Consider the following 18,594-nt stretch of genomic DNA (forward strand, 5'->3'; position numbering starts at 1 on the left):
CAGAGGAAATCACAAGCCGATTTGCCGGGTCGTGACAAGGTAACGATTTGGTTGCAGAGAGCGCTCTCACGGATCCGCGTGAGTATGCGGATGTGGAAAATCTGTTCCACAATTCGAGCCATCTGAGGCTAGAATTCTGGAAACGATTGCAGAAAGCGATCACGCCAGCGCAAGGAGGCCGCCGTGTCGGGCATCGAGGACGTCGCACGGCTCGCCGGAGTCTCGAAGGCCACCGTCTCGCGCGCCCTGAGCGGCCGCGGCTACGTCGCCCCGCCCACGCGCCTCCGCGTCTCCGAGGCCGCGGCCAGCCTCGGCTACGTGGTCTCGTCGAGCGCCTCGAGCCTCGTCACGGGCCGCACGAGCAACGTGGGCGTCATCATCCCGGTGATCAACCAGTGGTTCTTCTCGAGCATCATCGAGGGGGTCGAGCGGGCGCTCGTCGAGCGCGGCTACGACCTGATGCTCTACAACCTCACGAAGACCCATGAAGAGCGCTCCCGCGTGTTCGAGTACTACCTCGTGCGCAAGCGCGTCGACGCCGTGATCGCGGTGACCCTCGAGATCACGCCGGAGGAGGCCGAGACGCTGCTGGCGCTCGGCAAGCCGATCGCGGGCATCGGTGGCCCCTTGGAGGGCATCCCGACGCTGAGCATCGACGACGTGGCCGCCTCGCGCCTCGCCACCGAACACCTGCTCCTGCTCGGCCACCGCGACATCGTGCACGTGGGCGGCGATGTCGACGAGCAGATGGACTTCCACGTGCACTCCAAGCGCCTGAAGGGCTACATGGAGGCATTGACGGCGGCGGGGATCGCTTACGACGAGACCTCCTACATCGCCGCGCGCTTCGACATCCCGGGCGGCTACTCGGTGGCGAAGCAGCTGCTCGGTGACCCGCGCCGCCGGCCCACGGCGATCTTCGCCGCGTCGGACGAGGTGGCGATCGGCGTGATCCTCGCAGCTCGAGAACTCGGCATCTCGGTGCCCGACGATCTGTCGGTGATCGGCATCGACGGCCATCCGCTCGCCGAGATGTTCGGCCTCACCACGGTGGTGCAGCGCCCCGACCTGCAGGGCGAGCAAGCGGTGGACTGGGTCATCCGCCAGCTGGAGCAGCCCGGGTGGACTCCCCCCGTGCACCACACCACGGTGCCCGCGAACCTCCTCATCCGCTCCTCGACGGCGCCACCCCGCCGCCCGACCCCCTGACCCCCTGACCCCCTCGCGACCCGTCGATTTGGCCCTGGACGAGCGCTCTTACGACCAAAATCGACGGGTCACCGGGAGTTAACGACGGATGCCCCGCACCGAAGTGCAGGGCATCGCGTACGTGCAGCTGAGACTACTTGAGGGTGACGGTCGCGCCGGCCTCTTCGAGCTGAGCCTTGGCCTTCTCGGCGGTCTCCTTGTTGACGCCCTCGAGGACGGCCTTGGGAGCGCCGTCAACGACTGCCTTCGCCTCACCGAGGCCGAGGCTGGTGAGTGCGCGCACCTCCTTGATGACCTGGATCTTCTTGTCGCCGGCGGCCTCGAGGACGACGTCGAACTCCGTCTTCTCCTCGACCTCTTCGGCGGCAGCGCCACCGCCGGCAGCGGCAGGGCCGGCAACGGCGACGGGGGCGGCGGCGGTGACCTCGAAGGTCTCCTCGAATGCCTTGACGAACTCGCTGAGCTCGATGAGCGTGAGCTCCTTGAACGCGTCAAGCAGTTCCTCGGTGGAAAGCTTTGCCATGATGTTCTCCTTGATTTGGTAGTTAGTTCAACCGCGGGATGAGCCGGAAGCTCAGGACGCGGACTCCTGCTTCTCACGCAGCGCATCGACCGTGCGAACGGCCTTCGACAGCGGTGCGTTGAAGAGATATGCGGCACCGAACAGCGAAGCCTTGAAGGCACCGGCGAGCTTCGCCAGCAGCACTTCACGGGATTCGAGGTCGGCGAGCTTGGTGACCTCTTCGGCGGAGAGAGGGTTACCGTCGAAGTAACCGCCCTTCACGACCAGCAGAGGGTTTGCCTTGGCAAAGTCACGCAGCGACTTGGCGACGGCCACGGGGTCACCGTGGACGAAGGCGATTGCGGACGGACCGGCGAGCTCGTCGTCGAACGACGAGATGCCGGCGTTGTTCGCCGCGATCTTGGTCAGCGTGTTCTTTACCACGGCGTATGACGCGTGCTCACGGATGGAGCCACGCAGCGTCTTCAGCTGCGCGACCGTGAGACCGCGATACTCGGTCAGCAGTACGGCGGTCGAGCTCTGGAAAAGTTCCGTGAGCTCGGCAACCGAGGCTTCCTTGTTCGCCATGGCGCTCCTAGTAATCGATAGTGTCGGCCTGGGTGACCACCGATACGGAGCTCCGAATGAAAAAAGCTCCGGCGCAGGAGGCCGGAGCGAGAGAACGCGTTTCACCGCGAGAACTTACTTCGTACACCTGCGCAGGTCTTCGCTCACGCGAATCTTCGATCTTCTTCCTTCACAGGAAGAGGATGACCGGCGGTCTTTGGCCTCCGAAAGACTAGCACACCGTCAGACGGCCTGCATCCGCACGGTCACGAGGGTGCCCCGGCCCGGTGCGGACTCGAGGGCGATCGTGGCGCCGTTCGCCTCGGCGAGCGCCCGGGCGACACTCAGCCCCAGGCCGAGACCCGGGACCGCCTCCGAGCGCGACGACGGAGCCCGGTAGAACCGGTCGAACGCGTGCTCGCGTTCGTTCTCGTTCATACCCACCCCTGAATCCGAGACCTCGAGCACCACGGCCTTCCCTGCACGACGGAGCCCCACCACGATCGTGCCTCCGGCCGGCGTGAACTGCACGGCATTGGCCACGATCGCCTCGACCAGCGTCGACAGGTCGCGCGCCGAGAACACGACCACGTCGCCCTCGGGGTGCTTCTCCACATCGAGAACGACGGCGAAGTCGATGTGCTTCTGCTCGGCCGCCTTCGCACCATCCCGGCAGGCGAGCCGCACCACGTCGGCCGCCGCCGTTCGATCGCCCGACGCGTTCACCACGGTCGCGCGTCCCGCGGCGATCAACTGGTTCACGATGCCCATCTGGCGTTCGGCAGCCCGGCGGATGATGGCCGCCTGCGCCGCGGCCGTCGCATCCGTCGACCCCTCGAGCAGACCGGCGTGGCCGAGGATGGCGGTGAGCGGCGTCTTCAGCTCGTGCCCGACGTCGTCGAGGAACGAGTCGCGCACCTCGACGGCCTGCACGAGCTCGGTGACGTCGTGACCGACCATCACGATGGCCCTCAGTTCGCCGTCTGCACCGTGCACCGGTCGGACGACGACGTCGATGACGATCTGGCTGCCGGGCGATCCGACGAAGATCCTCCTGGGCTCGACCGCATCGCCGGAGAGCACCTGCTCGATCGCCACCAGTCCGAGCGGCACACCCCTCTGCCCCCTCGCGTCGTAGAGCTCTACCGGGCCACCCCGGAGGTCGAGGTCGGGCCGGCCCGCCCGGGCACCCACGGCGAGCGCGGCCGAGTTCGCCAACACCGCACGGCCGTCGAGATCGAAGATCGCGAGCGGATGCGGCGAGGTCTCCACGACGGCCTCGATCGTGAGCGTCGCCTCGGTCGAACTCTGGCGAGCAGCTTCGGCCTGCGCCGCCTCGTCGTCGCCACGGCGCTGCCGGCGGGCGAGGTCGCGCCCCACCCATGCGGTCGCCACGGCGAAGAGCGAGACGGTCACGGGCAAGGTGAGCACCCGCGCCAGGTCGCTCGGGGACTCGACTCCGGATCCGTCACGGATCAGCGGGTAGGCCGTGACGAATCCCGTGCCGACCACGCCGGCCACGATGAGCGGCCACGGGAAGGCGAACGACAGCCACGCCAGTGGGAAGATCACCAGCACTCCCGCGGCCGACAAGTGATCGATCACAGAAGCGCGGATGAGCGCACAGGCCACCATGTCGGCCAGCGGGATCAGAGCGAACCAGAGGCTCCCGACAGGACCCTTGGAGCCGGAGCGGGTCGAGCTCACCACCACCATCACCGAGGTGAGGACCACGATGGTGAGGGCCCCGATCAGATACTCGGCGCCGATCAGGGTCGGGTCGATCACGCCGATCGAACCGGTGATGATCCCGACGGCGATGAGGAGCGCGATCTGGGCGAACGGCTGACGACGAGCAGCGATCCTCACCGAGTATTCCATCGGCCATCCCCCGATCAGCACACCCCTGCGCTTTCGGGCCACTTTACGGCAACGAGGCGCCGATCCGCCCCGTGGGGCTGGAGTCGGCGCCTCGTGAGGTGCTCGTGAACCGGGCGGTCAGACCCGGCGGTTGCCCGTGATGGCACGAACGATGAAGACGATCACCGCGAGCACCAGCAGGATGAGGCCCACCCAGAGCAGGAAGTTGAGCGAGGAGACGAAGCCTCCCGTGAAGAGCAGTACGACGGCGATCACGGCGATCACGATCAGCAGGATGTTCATGGGTTTTCACTACCTTTCGGGCTCGGGGTCATCCCCCTCGGCCAAGTTGCCGTGATTTTCACCGTACCCCGATCGGGGGACAAACGGACTTTCCCGGTCTCAGCCCACCAGCGGCAGCCGAACGATGAACTCGGTCTCCCCCGGCTCGCTGCGCACCGCGACCGACCCGTTGTGCGCATCCACCACCGCTTTGACGATGGCCAGCCCGAGCCCGGTACTGCCCGCGTGCCGTGATCGCGACGAGTCGCCGCGCACGAAGCGCTCGAAGAGAGTGGGCACGAGCTCTGCATCGATGCCCGGGCCGTCGTCGGTGATTCGGATCACGGCCTCGTCGCCCTCCGCCGCCACGGAGACGAGCACGGTCGTTCCGGCCGGCGTGTGCACGCGCGCGTTCGCGAGGAGGTTCGCCACCACCTGCAGCAGGCGATGCGCGTCACCCGACACGGTGACGGGCTCTTCGGGCAGGTCGAGGTCCCAGTCGTGATCGGGGCCTGCGACGTGCGCGTCGCTCACCGCGTCGACCACGACGAGCGAGAGATCGACCTCGCTCATCGCCAGCTCGGGTTTCGCGTCGAGACGGGCCAGCAGCAGCAGATCCTCGACGAGGGTCGTCATCCGCGTGGCCTCCGACTCGATCCGGCCGAGCGAGTGCGACACATCCTTGGGCAGGTCGGGCGCCGTACGACGGGTGAGCTCGGCGTAACCACGGATCGACGCGAGCGGCGTGCGCAGTTCGTGGCTGGCATCCGCCACGAACTGCCGTACCTTGTTCTCGCTCTGCTGGCGGGAGCTGAGAGCGGATGCGACGTGCTCGAGCATCCGGTTGAACGCCAGCCCCACGCGACCCACTTCGCTGCGCGGATCGGTGTCTTCTGCGGGCACCCTCTCGGCGAGCGCCACATCGCCGCGGTCGAGCTGCAGCTCGGCCACCCGGGTGGCCGTGGCGGTGACCCGCTCGAGCGGGCGCAGGGCGAACCGCAGGATGAGCAGCCCGACGATGCCGGCCAGCAGCATGACACTGAGCGTCACGATCACGGTCACCACGATCTGACGGGAGATCGTGCTGTCGACATCGGCGAGCGGCAGCCCCGTCACCACGATGTCGCCGGCCGTGGTGACCACCTGCGACTCGATCCGGTAGGTGCCGAGGCCGTCGATGGAGACGGTGACGGGTTCGCGGCTCGCCTCGACGCCGTCGAGCGAGGTGAGCGCAGCGGCGGGGAGCGACTGGGCCTGCCCGTTCTGGTCGAGCACGATGCCGTCGGTGGCGGACCCGCCCGAGACGACGACCACCATCGTTCCCGACGCCTGCCCCAGTGAGAAGCCCGGCTGTGGGCCCTGACTCGTGACCTGCCTGATGGTGCGGTCGGAAGCCTCCGTGAGCTGGCCGTCGAGCTGGTTGAGCAGCACGCCGTTGAGGGCGAGGGTACTGACGAGCCCGATGATGACGCCGGCCAGCGCGATGAGGCCGAGCACGCTCAGGATCAGCGTGCGGCGCAGTGTCACAGTGCCGGCTTCAGCATGTACCCGGCTCCGCGCACGGTGTGGATCATCGGCGGGCGGCCGGCATCCACCTTCTTGCGGAGGTAGGAGATGTAGATCTCCACGACGCTCGACTTGCCGCCGAAGTCGTAGCTCCACACCCGGTCGAGGATCTGCGCCTTCGAGAGCACGCGGCGTGGATTGCGCATCAGGTAGCGCAGCAGCTCGAACTCGGTGGCGGTGAGTTCGATCGACTGGCCGTCGCGGAACACCTCGTGGCTGTCCTCGTCGAGCTCGAGGTCGCCCACGGTCACCACGGGGTCGTCGGCGTCGGCGACGACGAGCGTGGAGCGACGGATGAGGCCGCGCAGCCGCGCGACGAGCTCCTCGAGGCTGAACGGCTTGGTGACGTAGTCGTCGCCGCCCGCGGTGAGGCCGGCGATGCGGTCATCGAGGGCGTCCTTCGCCGTGAGGAAGAGCACCGGGGTCTCGTTGCCGTCGCCGCGCATCCGGCTCAGCACCTGGAGGCCGTCGATGTCGGGCAGCATCACATCGAGCACGATCACGTCGGGCTTGAACTCCCGGGCCAGGGTGATGGCCTGGCGGCCCTCGCTCGCACTCTTGACCTCCCAGCCCTCGTAGCGCAGGGCCATCGAGAGAAGATCGGTGAGGGTGTTCTCGTCGTCGACGACGAGGGCGCGCACGGGCGATCCATCGGCCCGTCGCAGTTTCGGCTGCTTGGTCGCAGCGCTGGACGAGTTGCCGGAGATGAGGGAGCCGTCGAAAGTCACAGTTCCCAGTATTGGCAGTTTGCTATGAACAGTCTATGAACGCCTGATGGTGTCGCTGTGAGTCGGCGAGGTCGCTGTCGCCGATGGCGGGTGATGCGGGTCGGTGCCCTGCGTTGTCCCCGGGGTGGGTGAGAATGGACGGGTGACCGACCTGATGCTCTCCTTCCCCTGGGAGGCCGAGGAGGTCGCCAGCCCTGCGCCTCCGCCGCATCTCGGCCGCATCGTGGCCACGTCGAGCGACCGGGTGGCCTGGCTTCGAGCCCGCAGCCGCGGTGTCACGGCGACGGATGCCGCCCGGCTCTCGAGCGACAGCGCGGTGCGCACGGTGGCGTGGGAGAAGTTCCACGGCACCGGCTTCACCGGCAATGCGTTCACCGATCACGGCCGGGCACGCGAGCCCGAGATCGCCGCGTGGGTGCGGAGCGAGTACGCCATCGAGCCGAGTCTCGCCCTCTTCCACGCCGCCCGCGAGCGCCGGCACCTCGCGACTCCGGATGGCGTGCGCGTCACCGACGACGGCACGGTGGAACTCGCCGAGATCAAGACCACCTCGAAACCGTGGTCGCGCATCCCCCGTGGATATCTGCGCCAGGTGTGGTGGCAGCAGTACGTGCTGGGTGCCGAGCGAACCCTCGTGGTGTGGGAACAGCACCTCGACTTCGTGCCCGTCGCCGCCGAGCCCCGCTGCGAGTGGGTCGAGCGCGACGAGTCGCAGATCGAGCTGCTGGTGCGGCGCGCCGACGACCTGCTCGCCTGGATGCGCGGCGAGCGCCGCCCGTGACCGTCCTTCTGCTCCACGGCCTCGGCGGCGACCGTTCGAGCCCGCTCGACCTCTTCGGGCCCGTCGTGCCGCCGGGTGAGCACCTGCTGGCTCTGGATGTACGGGGCCACGGTACCGACGAAAGGATCACCCCGCCGGAGGCCTTCGCCCTGGAGGCCTTGACCGCCGACATCGCCGCGCGCACCCGCTCGGCCCAGGATGCCGTCGGCCGCCTCGGCGAACCGGTCACCGTGGTCGGCGTCTCGATGGGCGCCGCCATCGCCCTGCGGCTCGCTCTGCAGTCGGAGACGATACCCGGTTCACTGATCATCGACCGCGCCGTGTTCGTGCGGCCCGCCTTCACCGACGATCCGCTGCCCGAGAACCTCCTGGCCTTCCCGGTGATCGGCGAGCTGCTCGCCGACCGTGGGCCCGTGGAGGGCGAACGGGAGTTCCTCGCCACGGAGCTGTTCGCGCAGACACTCGCCGAGTCGCGCCTCGGCGCTCATGCACTGCTCGAGCAGTTCCGCAGCCCGCGGGCCGCCGAGCGCTTCCGCCGACTCATCGAGATTCCCCGCAACGCCGCCTTCGGGGCCGCCGACGATCTGGGAGGTCTCCAGCTGCCGACCGCGATCGTGTGGACAGAGCGCGACCCCGTGCATCCGGTCTCCGTCGCCGAGCTGTGGATGGACGAGCTCGGGGGTGCCTCCAGCATTCCGCTGCCGGCCCGCGACGACGACACCGCCGCTTACGTGGAGGCCACCCGCTCGGGCGTGGCATGCTGGCTCGGCTGGAGCTGACCCGGACTCTCGGTGCCCGTCTCCGGCAGGCCCGGAGCAGCCCCGACCGCCCGTGGCCAGACGTCGGCGGCGAGGAGCGAGGCCAGGCCGATCAGCCAGACGAGGGCGATCGTGGTGGCGACGAGTTCGAGGATGCCACCGACCTGCGTGCCGAACCGCAGCAGGGAGAGCAGGCCGCCGATTCCCGCGATCACCGCGACCGAGATCGCCGCCGCGGCCGAGAACCGGGCCAGGCGGCGGAAACGGCTGTCGGTGGCCACCTGCAGCATCACGAACGAGGCGCCCGCGAATCCGATCACGGCACAGACGGTGTGGATGAGGTCTTGCCAGGTGAACGCGGCTCCCACCGGCAGCGGGCAGTACTGCGTGCAGGTCACCTGCGAGGCGATGCCGAAGGCGACCGCCGAGATCGCCAGCACGACCGCGGCGGGGACCGCCGAGAAGAACCGCGTCCGCGGCGAGAGGCGGGGCATGCAGAGGGCCACGAGGCCTGCCGAGACCGCCACCGACGACAACGCGATACGGAACACCACGGCGGTGGGTTCGACCGATGCACCCAGTTCGCTGACGTAGAGGAAGCGGTCGGCCGACAGCCGGGCCACCCAGATGAGCACGAGGCCTGCAGCGGTGAGCACGGCGGCGGCGGCCAGACCGGCGGCGCGGAGGCGCGGAATCGTCACGGGGAGCTTTCCGGTTGATGCGGAGGTGTCACGGAGTGACGGTGTCACTGAATGGCGGTGTCATTGGATATTAATGTGCGGCGGCCGAGTTTGCACCTCGGTGATGTGGCCGTAACACCTGTGAATTATTCAGCGAATAGCGTGTGACATAGCCGAGAGAGGCGACGCAGTGAGGCGGGTAGCCCGAGCCCGAAGTTGTGTGTCACGAAGAACGACGAAAGGGCGGACGATGATCGAACACTGGAGTACGTCATCGGTGGCCTCCAGCCCCACCCTCACCCACCCGGCCACGATGCGAGCCAGTGTGATCACCGCGTTCGGCGAACCCGAGGCACTGTCGATCGCCGAAGTGCCGACGCCGCAGCGGGTGAACGCCGAGGTTCTGGTGAAAGTGGCCGCCGCGGGCGTCAATCCCCTCGACGCGAAGACGCGGGCCGGACGCGGCGTCTCATCGGCCCTCACCGGCTTTCCCGCGATCCTCGGCTACGACTTCGCGGGCGTGGTCGTGGAGACCCCCTACGCCGGGCATCCGCTGAACGTGGGCGACGAGGTCTACGGCATGATGTCGGTTCCGCGTGGCGACGGCTCCTACGCCGAGTACGTCTCGGTGCCGACCCTGCAGGTCGCTCGCAAGCCCAAGACCCTGTCGCTCACCGAGGCGGCCGGAGTGCCCCTCGCAGCGCTCACCGCGTGGGGCATGGTGGTCGACCTCGCGAAGGCGCACGAGGGGCAACGGATGCTCATCCACGCCGCCGCGGGCGGAGTCGGCCACTTCGCGGTGCAGTTCGCCGCCTATTTCGGAGCGAGGGTCACGGCCACCGGATCGACGCGCAATCAGAGCTGGCTGCGCGAGCTCGGCGCAGCCACGGTGATCGACTACTCCGCCACCGCTTTCGAGTCGCAGGTCTCCGACGTCGACGTGGTGATCGACCTCATCGGCAACACCAGCGCCGACACGGGCAGCCGGTCACTCCGCACCCTACGGCCCGGCGGACTCATCATCAATGCGCCGACCGGCAGCTGGGACGGATTCGAGGCGGAGGCCTCCGCCGCGGGCATGCGCGCCACGGCCTACAAGGTGGCCCCGGATGCCTCCACTCTCGCCGTGATCTCCCGGCTCATCGATTCGGGCGACGTGCGGGTGCACATCGACGAGATCTATCCCCTGAGCGAGGCCGCCGAGGCGCACCGCGCGCTCGAGCGGGGGCACACCCGGGGCAAGCTCGTGCTGCAGGTCGGGGGACTCCCCTTCTGATCCGGACCTTCTGATCCGGGTCGTCGCGCCGATCCGTGCCGATGCCGGCGGCGTCGCCGACGCCGGTGCGCTTCAGCGCGCCGATTCCACCGGAACCACGAGCAGCCGCTCGAACACGAAGTCGTCATGCACTTCGTCGCCCACCAGGAACGTCTTGGTTCCCACCTGCGAGAAACCGCTCTTGCCGTAGAAGCGGATGGCACGGGCGTTCTGCTGGTTCACGCCGAGCCAGAGGCTGGCGGCGCTGGCCGCGGCGGCGGCATCGAGAGACGACTCCATGAGGGTGGTGGCCACCCCGTGGCCGTGGAAGCCGTAGCGCACGTAGCACTTGCTCAGTTCGACGGTGGGCCGGGCCGAGACCGCCTCGGCCACGCCCGCATCCGTTGGTTCACCGAGAACCAGCATCGTGTAGCCGGCGATCTCGCCATCCACGTCGGCGAGCAGCACGATGCGGTCGTCACTCGCAAGGTAGCCCGCGAACCTCGACTCCGAGAGGTGCTCGTCGATGAACGCGGTGATCGAGGCGGGAGCGGTGCCCGGAGGGCAGGCGAGTTCGAACGTCTCCGCGGCGACCGCGGCGACGATTCCGGCATCTTCGATGCGGGCGCGACGGACTCTCGTGACCATGCCGTTCACGGTACTACGCCAACCCATAGCCGGCTGGGAATGCGGAAAGGGCCCGCCGCGAGGCGAGCTCTTTCTCTACTGCTACCACCCCCGGAGGGGATGAATCAGATGGCGTTGACGTCCAGCGGGATGCCGGGGCCGAACGTGGTCGACACGGCGCCCTTCTGGATGTAGCGGCCCTTCGCCGACGACGGCTTGAGACGCACGACCTCTTCGAGAGCGGCGGCGATGTTCTCGTCGAGCTGCTCGGGGGTGAAGGCGGCCTTGCCCACGACGAAGTGCACGTTGGCGTGCTTGTCGACGCGGAACTCGATCTTTCCACCCTTGATCTCGTTGACGGCCTTGGCCACATCGGGGGTGACGGTACCGGTCTTCGGGTTCGGCATGAGGCCACGCGGGCCGAGCACCTTACCGAGACGACCGACCTTGCCCATGAGCTCCGGCGTGGAGACGGCCGAGTCGAACGCGGTGTACCCACCGGCGACCTTCTCGATCAGCTCGTCGCCACCGACCTCGTCGGCACCGGCCGCGATGGCGGCTTCGGCGGCGGGGCCCGTTGCGAACACGATGACGCGGGCGGTCTTGCCCGTGCCGTGCGGCAGGATGACGGTGCCGCGCACCATCTGGTCGGCCTTACGGGGGTCGACACCGAGCTTCAGAGCGACCTCGACGGTGCTGTTGAAGTTCGACGAGCCGGTCTCGCGTGCGAGCTGCACGGCTTCCGACGGGGTGTAGTACTTTCCGGCTTCGATCTTCTCGGCCGCGGCCCGGTAGGCCTTTGACTTCTGTGCCATGTTCTCCGCCTCCCCTTTACGCTTCGACCGTGATGCCCATGGAACGGGCAGTACCGGCGATGATCTTCATTGCAGCCTCGACGTCGTTGGCGTTCAGGTCGACCTGCTTCTGCTCGGCGATCTGACGTACCTGCTCACGGGTGAGCTTCGCGACCTTGACGGTGTGCGGGGTGGAGGAGCCCTTGGCGACGCCTGCCGCCTTCTTGATGAGCTCCGCCGCCGGCGGGGTCTTCAGCACGAAGGTGAACGAGCGGTCTTCGTAGACCGTGATCTCGACGGGGATGACGTTGCCGCGCTGCGACTCGGTCGCCGCGTTGTACGCCTTGCAGAACTCCATGATGTTCACGCCGTGCTGACCGAGCGCCGGGCCGATGGGCGGGGCGGGGTTGGCGGCGCCGGCCTGGATCTGAAGCTTGATCAGACCTGTGACCTTCTTCTTCGGTGCCATAGTTTTCTCTTTTCTTTCGCGCCGCTGACAAGCGGCTCTCCCACCACAGGGCTTCTCCCTGGAGTGGTTGTGGCAGATGTGCCCGCGAGGGCAACCTGCCTATCTTACATCTTTGTGACCTGGTCGAACGAGAGCTCGACGGGGGTCTCGCGCTCGAAGAGCGAGACGAGAACCGTGAGCTTGCCGCTCTCGGGCTTGATCTCGCTGATCGAACCGGGGAGGCCCGCGAAGGAGCCCTCCTTGATGGTGATGGTCTCGCCGATCTCGAAGTCGACCTCGGCCGGGATCGAGCGGGCCACGGCCTTGCCGCCCTTGGAGCCGGCGGTCTTCGAGGTGGGGACCTCCTTCACCTCGACGAGGCTCTTCAGCATGTTGAAGGCCTCTTCGAAACGGAGCGGAGTGGGGTTGTGCGAGTTGCCCACGAAGCCCGTGACACCGGGGGTGTGACGCACGACCGACCAGCTGTCCTCGTTGAGGAACATACGCACGAGCACGTAGCCGGGAATGCGCACGCGGGTGACGAGCTTGCGCTGGCCGTTCTTGATCTCGACCACGTCTTCCATCGGCACCTCGACCTGGAAGACGAAGTCCTCCATGCCCATCGAGGTCTTGCGGCTCTCGATGTTCGACTTCACACGCTTCTCGAAGCCGGCGTAGGAGTGGATGACGTACCACTTGCCGGGGAGGGTGCGGAGCTCGGCGCGGAAGGCGTCGTACGGGTCGGCCTCTTCGGCCTCGACGTCAGCATCCGCATCCGCTTCCGTCTCGGCGAGCGCCGAGTCGACCTCGGCCTCGGTGAGCTCGGCCGCATCGACCGGCTGGTCGGCGACGACGGCGTCGGAGTCTTCGAGCACGTCGAGAACAGCCGCCGCTTCGTCGAAGGAGTCGATGTTCAGTGCGTCGTCGACAACGGCATCCGCTTCGGGGTCGGCCGCCTCGTCGATCGCCTCGAGGAGGGCGTCGAGGTCGGCCGGCACGCCGGCTTCATCGGGCTTTGCGTCAGACAAAATGAATTCGTTTCCTTCTGGGTTTGGTTGGTCGATCAGTGCCGTCGGTCGATCAGGACGGGTTACCGAACACGATGATCGCGAGCCAGCCGAACAGGGTGTCGAGCCCCACGACGATCGCCATCATGATGACGACGAAGACCAGCACGACAACGGTGTAGCTCACGAGTTCGCGGCGGGTGGGGGTGACCACCTTGCGGAGTTCGGTGAACACCTGCCGGATGAACAAGGCGATGCGGGCGAACGGGTTGCGCCGGGCAGCCCGATCTTTTTTGGCATTCTCGACGACGTCCTCGGACGGTTCGTCAATTACTTTTCGTGCCACCGTGTCAGTACCTTTCACATGCCGGAATTGTTCAACACCGGTGCAGGGCGGACAGGACTCGAACCTGCAACCTGCGGTTTTGGAGACCGCTGCTCTACCAATTGAGCCACCGCCCTAAGCATTGAAACCCGCGCCGCTTCGCTACACTCGCTTCAAGGAATCAGCGCCAGAAAATTGGCATAGAAAAGCTTGGCAGATTTCAACTACCGACAGACAGTGTAGGTCACATCCTGTGACACCGCAAAGCCAGCGAGACGGAGCACCAGCATGCGCGCAGGCGCCTTCAGGATCGGGTTCATCGCCACCCTCGGCGGTCTCGTGGCCATCGCCCTCGGGTTCGCCTTCACGCAGCTGTCCACCGTGGTCATCTGCATCCTCGCCTCGCTCTTCCTGGCGCTCGGCCTCGATCCGCTCGTACGGTGGCTGACGAGGAGGCACATCCCGCGCGGCTGGTCGATCGTGATCGTGTTCGTGCTGGTGATCGCGTTCGCGGTGCTCGTGTTCTTCCTGGTCATCCCCGCAGTGGTCGCCCAGACCACCGAGCTGATCACGAATCTGCCGGGCGCGGTGAAGAGCATCACCGGCGAGAAGTGGTTCACCGAGGTGTTCGGCGACTCCGTCGACACCCAGAAGCTCGTGAGCGACTTCGAGAGCTACCTCTCCGACCCCAACAACATCGCCACGCTCGGCGGCGGCGTGCTGAAGATCGGGATGGCGCTCATCAACGGCATCTCGGGCGGCATCCTGGTGCTCGTGCTCACGCTCTTCTTCCTCGGCTCGCTCGACGCCGTGAAGAACAGCTTCTACGTGATGGTTCCCGCCTCGCGGCGCGAGGGCGTGAAGTCGATCACCGAGCAGATCGTGCGCTCGATCGGCAAGTACGTGAGCGGACAGGTCATCCTGGCCGGCACGAACGGCGTCTTCGGCTTCATCGCGATGGAGCTGATCGGGGTGCCGTACGCCGGCGCCCTCGCCGTGGTGGCCTTCCTGCTGGCGCTCATCCCACTCGTCGGCACGATCATCAGCGCGATCCTGGTCACCTTCATCGGGCTCACCGTGTCGCCCGGCACCGCCGTGGCGATCGGCGTCTACTTCCTCGTCTACATGCAGGTCGAGGCATATGTGTTCAGTCCGCGCGTCATGAACAAGGCCGTGGATGTGCCCGGCATCCTCGTCGTGATCGGGGCACTCGTGGGCGGCACACTGCTCGGGGTGCTCGGCGCGTTGATCGCCGTGCCGGTCGTGGCATCCGTGCTCATCATCGTGAAACAGGTCGTGATCCCGCGACAGAACGCGGCGTGACGCGCCGATCTGTCGTGTCACGGGCCCGTCGGCCGGGACTTCCCGGCCCGCAGCGAGTAGCCTTTACGGCGTGACGAACCACCCACGCATCTCCAGACGAATCGCCTCCATCGCCGAGTCGGCGACCCTCAAGGTCGACGCGAAGGCGAAGAGCCTCCAGGCGGCCGGCCGGCCGGTCGTGAGCTACGCCGCCGGCGAGCCCGACTTCCCCACGCCGCCGCACATCGTGGAGGCGGCTGCGGCCGCGGTGCTCGATCCGAAGAACCACCGCTACACCCCCGCCGCCGGCCTGCCGGAACTGCGCGAGGCGATCGCCGCGAAGACCCTTCGCGACAGCGGCCTCGAGGTGTCGCCGGCGCAGGTGATCGTCACCAACGGGGGCAAGCAGGCCGTGTACGAGGCCTTCGCCACCCTGCTCGACCCGGGCGACGAGGTTCTCGTGCCCACCCCGTACTGGACGACGTATCCGGAGTCCATCGCCCTCGCGGGTGGAGTACCGGTCGAGGTCTTCGCGGGCAGCGACCAGAACTACCTCGTCACCGTGGAGCAGCTCGAAGCCGCGCGCACCCCGCGCACCAAGGTGCTGCTGTTCGTGTCGCCGTCGAACCCCACGGGCGCCGTGTACTCCCCCGAACAGACCAAGGAGATCGGCGAGTGGGCCGAGTCCAACGGCCTCTGGGTGATCAGCGACGAGATCTACCAGAACCTGGTCTACGACGGACTCACCGCGCAGTCGATCGTCTCCGCCGTGCCCGCACTGGCCGATCGCACCCTCCTCGTGAACGGCGTCGCGAAGACCTACGCCATGACCGGGTGGCGCGTGGGATGGATGGTCGGCCCGCTCGACGCCATCAAGGCCGCGTCGAACCTCCAGTCGCACATGACGTCGAACGTGGCGAACGTCTCGCAGCGCGCGGCGATCGCGGCCCTCGCCGGGCCGCAGGACACCGTCGAGGTCATGCGTTCCACGTACGACCGCCGACGCAAGCTCGTGGTCGACGGGCTCAACCAGATCTCCGGCGTGCACACGCCGCTGCCCGAGGGCGCGTTCTACGTGTACCCGGATGTCACGGGGCTGCTCGGTCGCACCTGGGGTGGCGTGACGCCCACGACGTCGCTGGAGCTGGCCGACCTCATCCTCGACCAGGTGGAGGTGGCGACGGTGCCCGGTGAGGCGTTCGGGCCGAGCGGATTCCTCCGGTTGTCGTACGCCCTGGGCGACGAGGCGCTGCTCGAGGGGATCGGGCGGCTGCAGCGGCTGTTCGCGTAGGCGGTTGTTCGCGCAGCGGTTCCTCGCTTAGCGGTTCCTCGCGGTCGCCCCGGTGACCGGTAGAACGATTACTCACTGAGGTAGGTCGTTCTGGGCAAGTAGAGTTTTGCTCATGAATACCCGAGCGAAACTCCATGGCGTGCTCATTGCGGGCACGGCCGGCGCGCTGGCGCTCGTCGTGCTGCTCGGGAGCCCCGCGCCATCCGCCACCGCCGCACCGCCCGTGGTCTCCACCGCCCCGTATCCGGGCCAAGTGGTGGTGATCGACGCGGGTGCGCCCACGTCGGTTCCACTCGCGGGCTCAGGCGAGCCGGGCGAGACGATCGACGTGTCGGCACAGGTGGACGGCGACGGGTACCCGTTGTGCTCGGCCACCGTGGAGGCCGACGGCACGTGGTCGTGCCTGGTGACGGAGGCGCCCGACTTCCGCAGGCCCGTCGCGTTCACGAACGGCGTCGAGGTGCGCGAGCTCGACTTCGGGCTCATCCACGCTCCACGCATCACCGCAGATGCCTCCGACCCCACGTCTCTCACCAGCACCCAGACCGTCGACGACCCCTCGCAGCTGCTGGCTGGCTCCGGGGTGCCGGGAGCGCTGGTCACGATCGAGTTGACTGGCGGTGGCGGATGCTCGGCCACCGTCGATCCCGCCGGGCTCTGGTCGTGCTCGCTGACGGCGTTGCCCATCGGCGCAGGGCCCTTCTCGCTCATCGCCGGGCAGAGCTACGCCGATGCGCCGTCGCAGCGCGCGTTCGCCGAACCGGTGACGTTCGTGGTGGGCGGCACCACGATCATCGGGCCGGGGGTGCCGACGCCGCCCGACCCGCCGGCGCCCGTCGTGCCGGATCCCGCGGTGCCGGTTCCTGGGGTTCCCGCCCCGGTGGTCCCATCGGTGCCCACAGCGGATTCCGGTGTGGCGGCCGGCGCGGCTGCATCCGATGCGGGCGGCGGCGGGAGGTCACTGCTCGGCGAGAGCGACGGCAGCGGCTCGGACTCGAATGGGGCGTCGGCTGAGCGGGGCGGGCTCGCAGGTGACTCGAGCGAGGTCGTGGGTTCGGTAGCCGGCTCGGAGAACCCGAACGGAACGATCGACCCGTCTGGAGCCCACAGGGTGGGCGCCGGTACTCGTCCGTCAGACGGGTGGGCCGGGTCAGGGGTGGTCGGCGGGTCGTCCCACGGGAGCGATGCGGCAGACGGCGATGCCCGGAGTGACGGCTCGACCGCGGTCGCCGATGGAGTACCGGCAGTTTCGTCGCTCGTCGAACGGGGTGGCGAGCCATCGGAGTTCGGGCTGAGTCTGGCGACGGTGAACGAGGTCGTGGGGCGGGGGGCAGCTTCCGTCACCTTCCTCGGCGCGCTCATCGCGGGGGTCGTGCTGCTCGTGATCCTGCCGGGCGGGCTCCTCGAGGCCACGGTTCACGACAACCTCCCTCGAATCCGGCGGAGTCGACCCGTGCGGGCGCTGCTCGGCTGGCTGCCTCGGCCGAGGCGCGGACGGCGGGCTCTCGCGCGAACGCCGCACTCACGCACGGCGCGGAGCGCGCTGGGGATCGGCGCGGTTCTGGCGGTCGGGGCTCTCGCGTCGGTGGCCGTCTCACCGGCGGCGGCATTCGACCCGGTGACGGTGCGGCTGTTCCTGGCGTTCCTCGTGGCGAGCATCGTGGCGAACGGGGTGCCCCTCGCCGTGAGTGCCGGCTACGCCCTCCGCAGCGTCGGCGTTCGCGCGGTGCCGTATGCGCGGCCGACCGTCATGGTGCTGACCGTTGTGAGCGTCGTGGTCTCACGCGTGGTCGGGCTCGAGCCCGGATTCGTGTTCGGCGCCGTGATCGCCCTGCAACTGGGCACGGCGCTCAGTGCGCGCCGGAGTGCACGGCTGGTGGTGGTGTCGACGTCTGCACTGCTGGCACTCGGTGTGGTGGCGTGGCTCGCACAGAATTGGCTCCGCGCGGGGGCCCTTCAGATCGGTGCCCTTCAGATCGGCGCAGTACAGATCGGCGCAGTGCAGTCCGGTTCCGCGCAGGCCGGTGCGGTCGGCCACTCGGATGTGTTCTCGGCATTGCTCCTCGATACGGCCACGGCGGTGACCGTCTGCGCGCTGAGTGGTCCGATCGTGTCGCTCCTGCCGATGCGCTTCCTCGACGGCGCCGCGCTCTTCCGCCGCTCCAAGGCGGGGTGGGTCGCGCTCTATGCGGTCTCCGCGGGCATTTTCGGGCTCGTGCTGCTCCCGCTCCCCGATGCCTGGTCGGCCATCGGAGGCGATCAGTTGCTCTGGTTCGCCGCGTTGGCCCTCTTCGCCCTGCTGAGCGTGGGTGTCTGGGCGTGGTTCCGCTTCGTGCCGGAGCGTGCGGCGGTTTCCTCTCCGTCGGAGACGCCCTCCCGGGAGGTCCGCCAGCACACCCGCCCGACTCTCGACCCGCCGCCAGAGTCCGTCGGCGCGTCCCGTGCCGCCCAGCCGGGCGTGCGAGGCCGCTGAGACAACGCCTCCCCGGCCGCGGCCGCCCAAGCCGCGCCGGCCCCACTCACCCCCGCCCCGCCCAAGCCATGCGGCCCCGCTCACCCCCGACCGCAAGCCAAGCTGGCCCCGCTCACCGCCGCCCCGCCCAAGCCGTGCC

The 18,594-nt window shown here is 68.0% G+C and carries 19 protein-coding genes and 1 tRNA gene; 7 read left to right on the plus strand and 13 right to left on the minus strand.

The features are described from left to right. Nucleotides 1–183 precede the first annotated feature (183 nt). A complete protein-coding gene (locus EPO52_RS00555; RefSeq protein WP_290800536.1) occupies nucleotides 184–1,209 on the plus strand; it encodes a LacI family DNA-binding transcriptional regulator in 1,026 nt (341 codons plus the stop codon). A gap of 133 nt (nucleotides 1,210–1,342) precedes the next feature. On the opposite strand, the gene rplL is transcribed toward EPO52_RS00555, so the two are convergent. The 6 genes from rplL to EPO52_RS00585 all read right to left on the minus strand — a co-directional run bounded on the left by rplL (nucleotide 1,343) and on the right by EPO52_RS00585 (nucleotide 6,714). Continuing rightward, nucleotides 1,343–1,732: a 50S ribosomal protein L7/L12 gene (rplL, locus tag EPO52_RS00560; protein WP_290800537.1), complete on the minus strand. Its 390-nt coding sequence runs from the start codon at nucleotides 1,730–1,732 to the stop codon at nucleotides 1,343–1,345. 51 nt (nucleotides 1,733–1,783) lie between these two features. Then, entirely contained in the window at nucleotides 1,784–2,299 is a 516-nt protein-coding gene (rplJ, locus tag EPO52_RS00565; protein WP_290800539.1) for a 50S ribosomal protein L10, read from the minus strand. A 222-nt stretch (nucleotides 2,300–2,521) separates the two neighbouring features. After that, nucleotides 2,522–4,147 carry a PAS domain-containing sensor histidine kinase gene (locus EPO52_RS00570; RefSeq protein WP_290800541.1) on the minus strand — a complete coding sequence of 542 codons (1,626 nt, stop codon included), beginning with the start codon at nucleotides 4,145–4,147 and terminating at the stop codon, nucleotides 2,522–2,524. A gap of 129 nt (nucleotides 4,148–4,276) precedes the next feature. Beyond that, a complete protein-coding gene (locus tag EPO52_RS00575) occupies nucleotides 4,277–4,441 on the minus strand; it encodes a hypothetical protein (protein WP_290800543.1) in 165 nt (54 codons plus the stop codon). 99 nt (nucleotides 4,442–4,540) lie between these two features. Then, entirely contained in the window at nucleotides 4,541–5,947 is a 1,407-nt protein-coding gene (locus tag EPO52_RS00580) for a HAMP domain-containing sensor histidine kinase (RefSeq protein ID WP_290800544.1), read from the minus strand. Continuing rightward, on the minus strand, nucleotides 5,944–6,714 hold the full coding sequence (locus EPO52_RS00585) for a response regulator transcription factor (protein WP_290800545.1): 771 nt from the start codon (nucleotides 6,712–6,714) through the stop codon (nucleotides 5,944–5,946). The genes EPO52_RS00580 and EPO52_RS00585 overlap by 4 nt, the downstream gene beginning before the upstream one ends. A 154-nt stretch (nucleotides 6,715–6,868) precedes the next feature. On the opposite strand from EPO52_RS00585, the gene EPO52_RS00590 reads away from it, so the two are divergent. Together EPO52_RS00590 and EPO52_RS00595 are read left to right on the plus strand one after the other, a co-directional pair. Further along, entirely contained in the window at nucleotides 6,869–7,495 is a 627-nt protein-coding gene (locus EPO52_RS00590) for a YqaJ viral recombinase family protein (protein WP_363339043.1), read from the plus strand. After that, nucleotides 7,492–8,274 (plus strand): alpha/beta fold hydrolase, encoded by a 783-nt coding sequence (locus EPO52_RS00595; protein WP_290800549.1) that lies wholly within the window; start codon nucleotides 7,492–7,494, stop codon nucleotides 8,272–8,274. Before EPO52_RS00590 ends, EPO52_RS00595 begins: the two co-directional genes overlap by 4 nt. Here EPO52_RS00595 and EPO52_RS00600 read toward each other — a convergent pair. Beyond that, nucleotides 8,223–8,954 (minus strand): DUF998 domain-containing protein, encoded by a 732-nt coding sequence (locus EPO52_RS00600; RefSeq protein ID WP_290800551.1) that lies wholly within the window; start codon nucleotides 8,952–8,954, stop codon nucleotides 8,223–8,225. The two genes, EPO52_RS00595 and EPO52_RS00600, sit on opposite strands and share 52 nt — an antisense overlap. Nucleotides 8,955–9,246: 292 nt before the next feature. On the opposite strand from EPO52_RS00600, the gene EPO52_RS00605 reads away from it, so the two are divergent. Then, complete coding sequence (locus EPO52_RS00605; RefSeq protein WP_290800572.1) at nucleotides 9,247–10,209, plus strand: NADP-dependent oxidoreductase; 963 nt, start codon at nucleotides 9,247–9,249, stop codon at nucleotides 10,207–10,209. A 72-nt stretch (nucleotides 10,210–10,281) separates the two neighbouring features. Here the strand turns inward: EPO52_RS00605 and EPO52_RS00610 are convergent, their stop codons facing one another. The 6 genes from EPO52_RS00610 to EPO52_RS00635 all read right to left on the minus strand — a co-directional run bounded on the left by EPO52_RS00610 (nucleotide 10,282) and on the right by EPO52_RS00635 (nucleotide 13,526). Then, nucleotides 10,282–10,836 (minus strand): GNAT family N-acetyltransferase, encoded by a 555-nt coding sequence (locus EPO52_RS00610; protein ID WP_290800553.1) that lies wholly within the window; start codon nucleotides 10,834–10,836, stop codon nucleotides 10,282–10,284. A gap of 104 nt (nucleotides 10,837–10,940) precedes the next feature. Beyond that, nucleotides 10,941–11,630 carry a 50S ribosomal protein L1 gene (gene rplA, locus EPO52_RS00615; RefSeq protein ID WP_290800554.1) on the minus strand — a complete coding sequence of 230 codons (690 nt, stop codon included), beginning with the start codon at nucleotides 11,628–11,630 and terminating at the stop codon, nucleotides 10,941–10,943. Between the two features lie 16 nt (nucleotides 11,631–11,646). Beyond that, nucleotides 11,647–12,078, minus strand: coding sequence for a 50S ribosomal protein L11 (gene rplK, locus EPO52_RS00620; protein WP_290800556.1), 432 nt, complete (start codon nucleotides 12,076–12,078; stop codon nucleotides 11,647–11,649). A gap of 104 nt (nucleotides 12,079–12,182) precedes the next feature. Then, a complete protein-coding gene (gene nusG / locus EPO52_RS00625; RefSeq protein ID WP_290800574.1) occupies nucleotides 12,183–13,055 on the minus strand; it encodes a transcription termination/antitermination protein NusG in 873 nt (290 codons plus the stop codon). 82 nt (nucleotides 13,056–13,137) lie between these two features. Continuing rightward, the gene (gene secE, locus EPO52_RS00630) at nucleotides 13,138–13,410 is read right to left on the minus strand and encodes a preprotein translocase subunit SecE (protein WP_290800575.1); all 273 of its coding nucleotides are present in this window, start codon (nucleotides 13,408–13,410) and stop codon (nucleotides 13,138–13,140) included. 43 nt (nucleotides 13,411–13,453) lie between these two features. Beyond that, a tRNA-Trp gene (locus EPO52_RS00635) sits at nucleotides 13,454–13,526 on the minus strand. Between the two features lie 151 nt (nucleotides 13,527–13,677). Here EPO52_RS00635 and EPO52_RS00640 point away from each other — a divergent pair. From EPO52_RS00640 to EPO52_RS00650, 3 genes are all read left to right on the plus strand, one after another. Next, entirely contained in the window at nucleotides 13,678–14,712 is a 1,035-nt protein-coding gene (locus tag EPO52_RS00640) for an AI-2E family transporter (protein ID WP_290800558.1), read from the plus strand. Nucleotides 14,713–14,782: 70 nt separating this feature from the next. Beyond that, nucleotides 14,783–15,982 carry a pyridoxal phosphate-dependent aminotransferase gene (locus EPO52_RS00645; protein WP_290800560.1) on the plus strand — a complete coding sequence of 400 codons (1,200 nt, stop codon included), beginning with the start codon at nucleotides 14,783–14,785 and terminating at the stop codon, nucleotides 15,980–15,982. Between the two features lie 112 nt (nucleotides 15,983–16,094). After that, nucleotides 16,095–18,455: a hypothetical protein gene (locus tag EPO52_RS00650; protein ID WP_290800562.1), complete on the plus strand. Its 2,361-nt coding sequence runs from the start codon at nucleotides 16,095–16,097 to the stop codon at nucleotides 18,453–18,455. Nucleotides 18,456–18,594: the final 139 nt, after the last annotated feature.

It is taken from the genome of Herbiconiux sp. (assembly GCF_004297105.1).
Classification (GTDB): domain Bacteria; phylum Actinomycetota; class Actinomycetes; order Actinomycetales; family Microbacteriaceae; genus Herbiconiux.

Excerpts from the sequence above, each read along its gene's own strand:
- rplL (WP_290800537.1), bottom strand. The coding sequence starts at position 1,732 with ATGGCAAAGCTTTCCACCGAGGAACTGCTTGACGCGTTCAAGGAGCTC.
- rplJ (WP_290800539.1), bottom strand. The coding sequence starts at position 2,299 with ATGGCGAACAAGGAAGCCTCGGTTGCCGAGCTCACGGAACTTTTCCAG.
- EPO52_RS00575 (WP_290800543.1), bottom strand. The coding sequence starts at position 4,441 with ATGAACATCCTGCTGATCGTGATCGCCGTGATCGCCGTCGTACTGCTC.
- EPO52_RS00590 (WP_363339043.1), top strand. The coding sequence starts at position 6,869 with ATGCTCTCCTTCCCCTGGGAGGCCGAGGAGGTCGCCAGCCCTGCGCCT.
- EPO52_RS00605 (WP_290800572.1), top strand. The coding sequence starts at position 9,247 with ATGCGAGCCAGTGTGATCACCGCGTTCGGCGAACCCGAGGCACTGTCG.
- EPO52_RS00610 (WP_290800553.1), bottom strand. The coding sequence starts at position 10,836 with ATGGTCACGAGAGTCCGTCGCGCCCGCATCGAAGATGCCGGAATCGTC.
- rplA (WP_290800554.1), bottom strand. The coding sequence starts at position 11,630 with ATGGCACAGAAGTCAAAGGCCTACCGGGCCGCGGCCGAGAAGATCGAA.
- rplK (WP_290800556.1), bottom strand. The coding sequence starts at position 12,078 with ATGGCACCGAAGAAGAAGGTCACAGGTCTGATCAAGCTTCAGATCCAG.
- EPO52_RS00640 (WP_290800558.1), top strand. The coding sequence starts at position 13,678 with ATGCGCGCAGGCGCCTTCAGGATCGGGTTCATCGCCACCCTCGGCGGT.
- EPO52_RS00650 (WP_290800562.1), top strand. The coding sequence starts at position 16,095 with ATGAATACCCGAGCGAAACTCCATGGCGTGCTCATTGCGGGCACGGCC.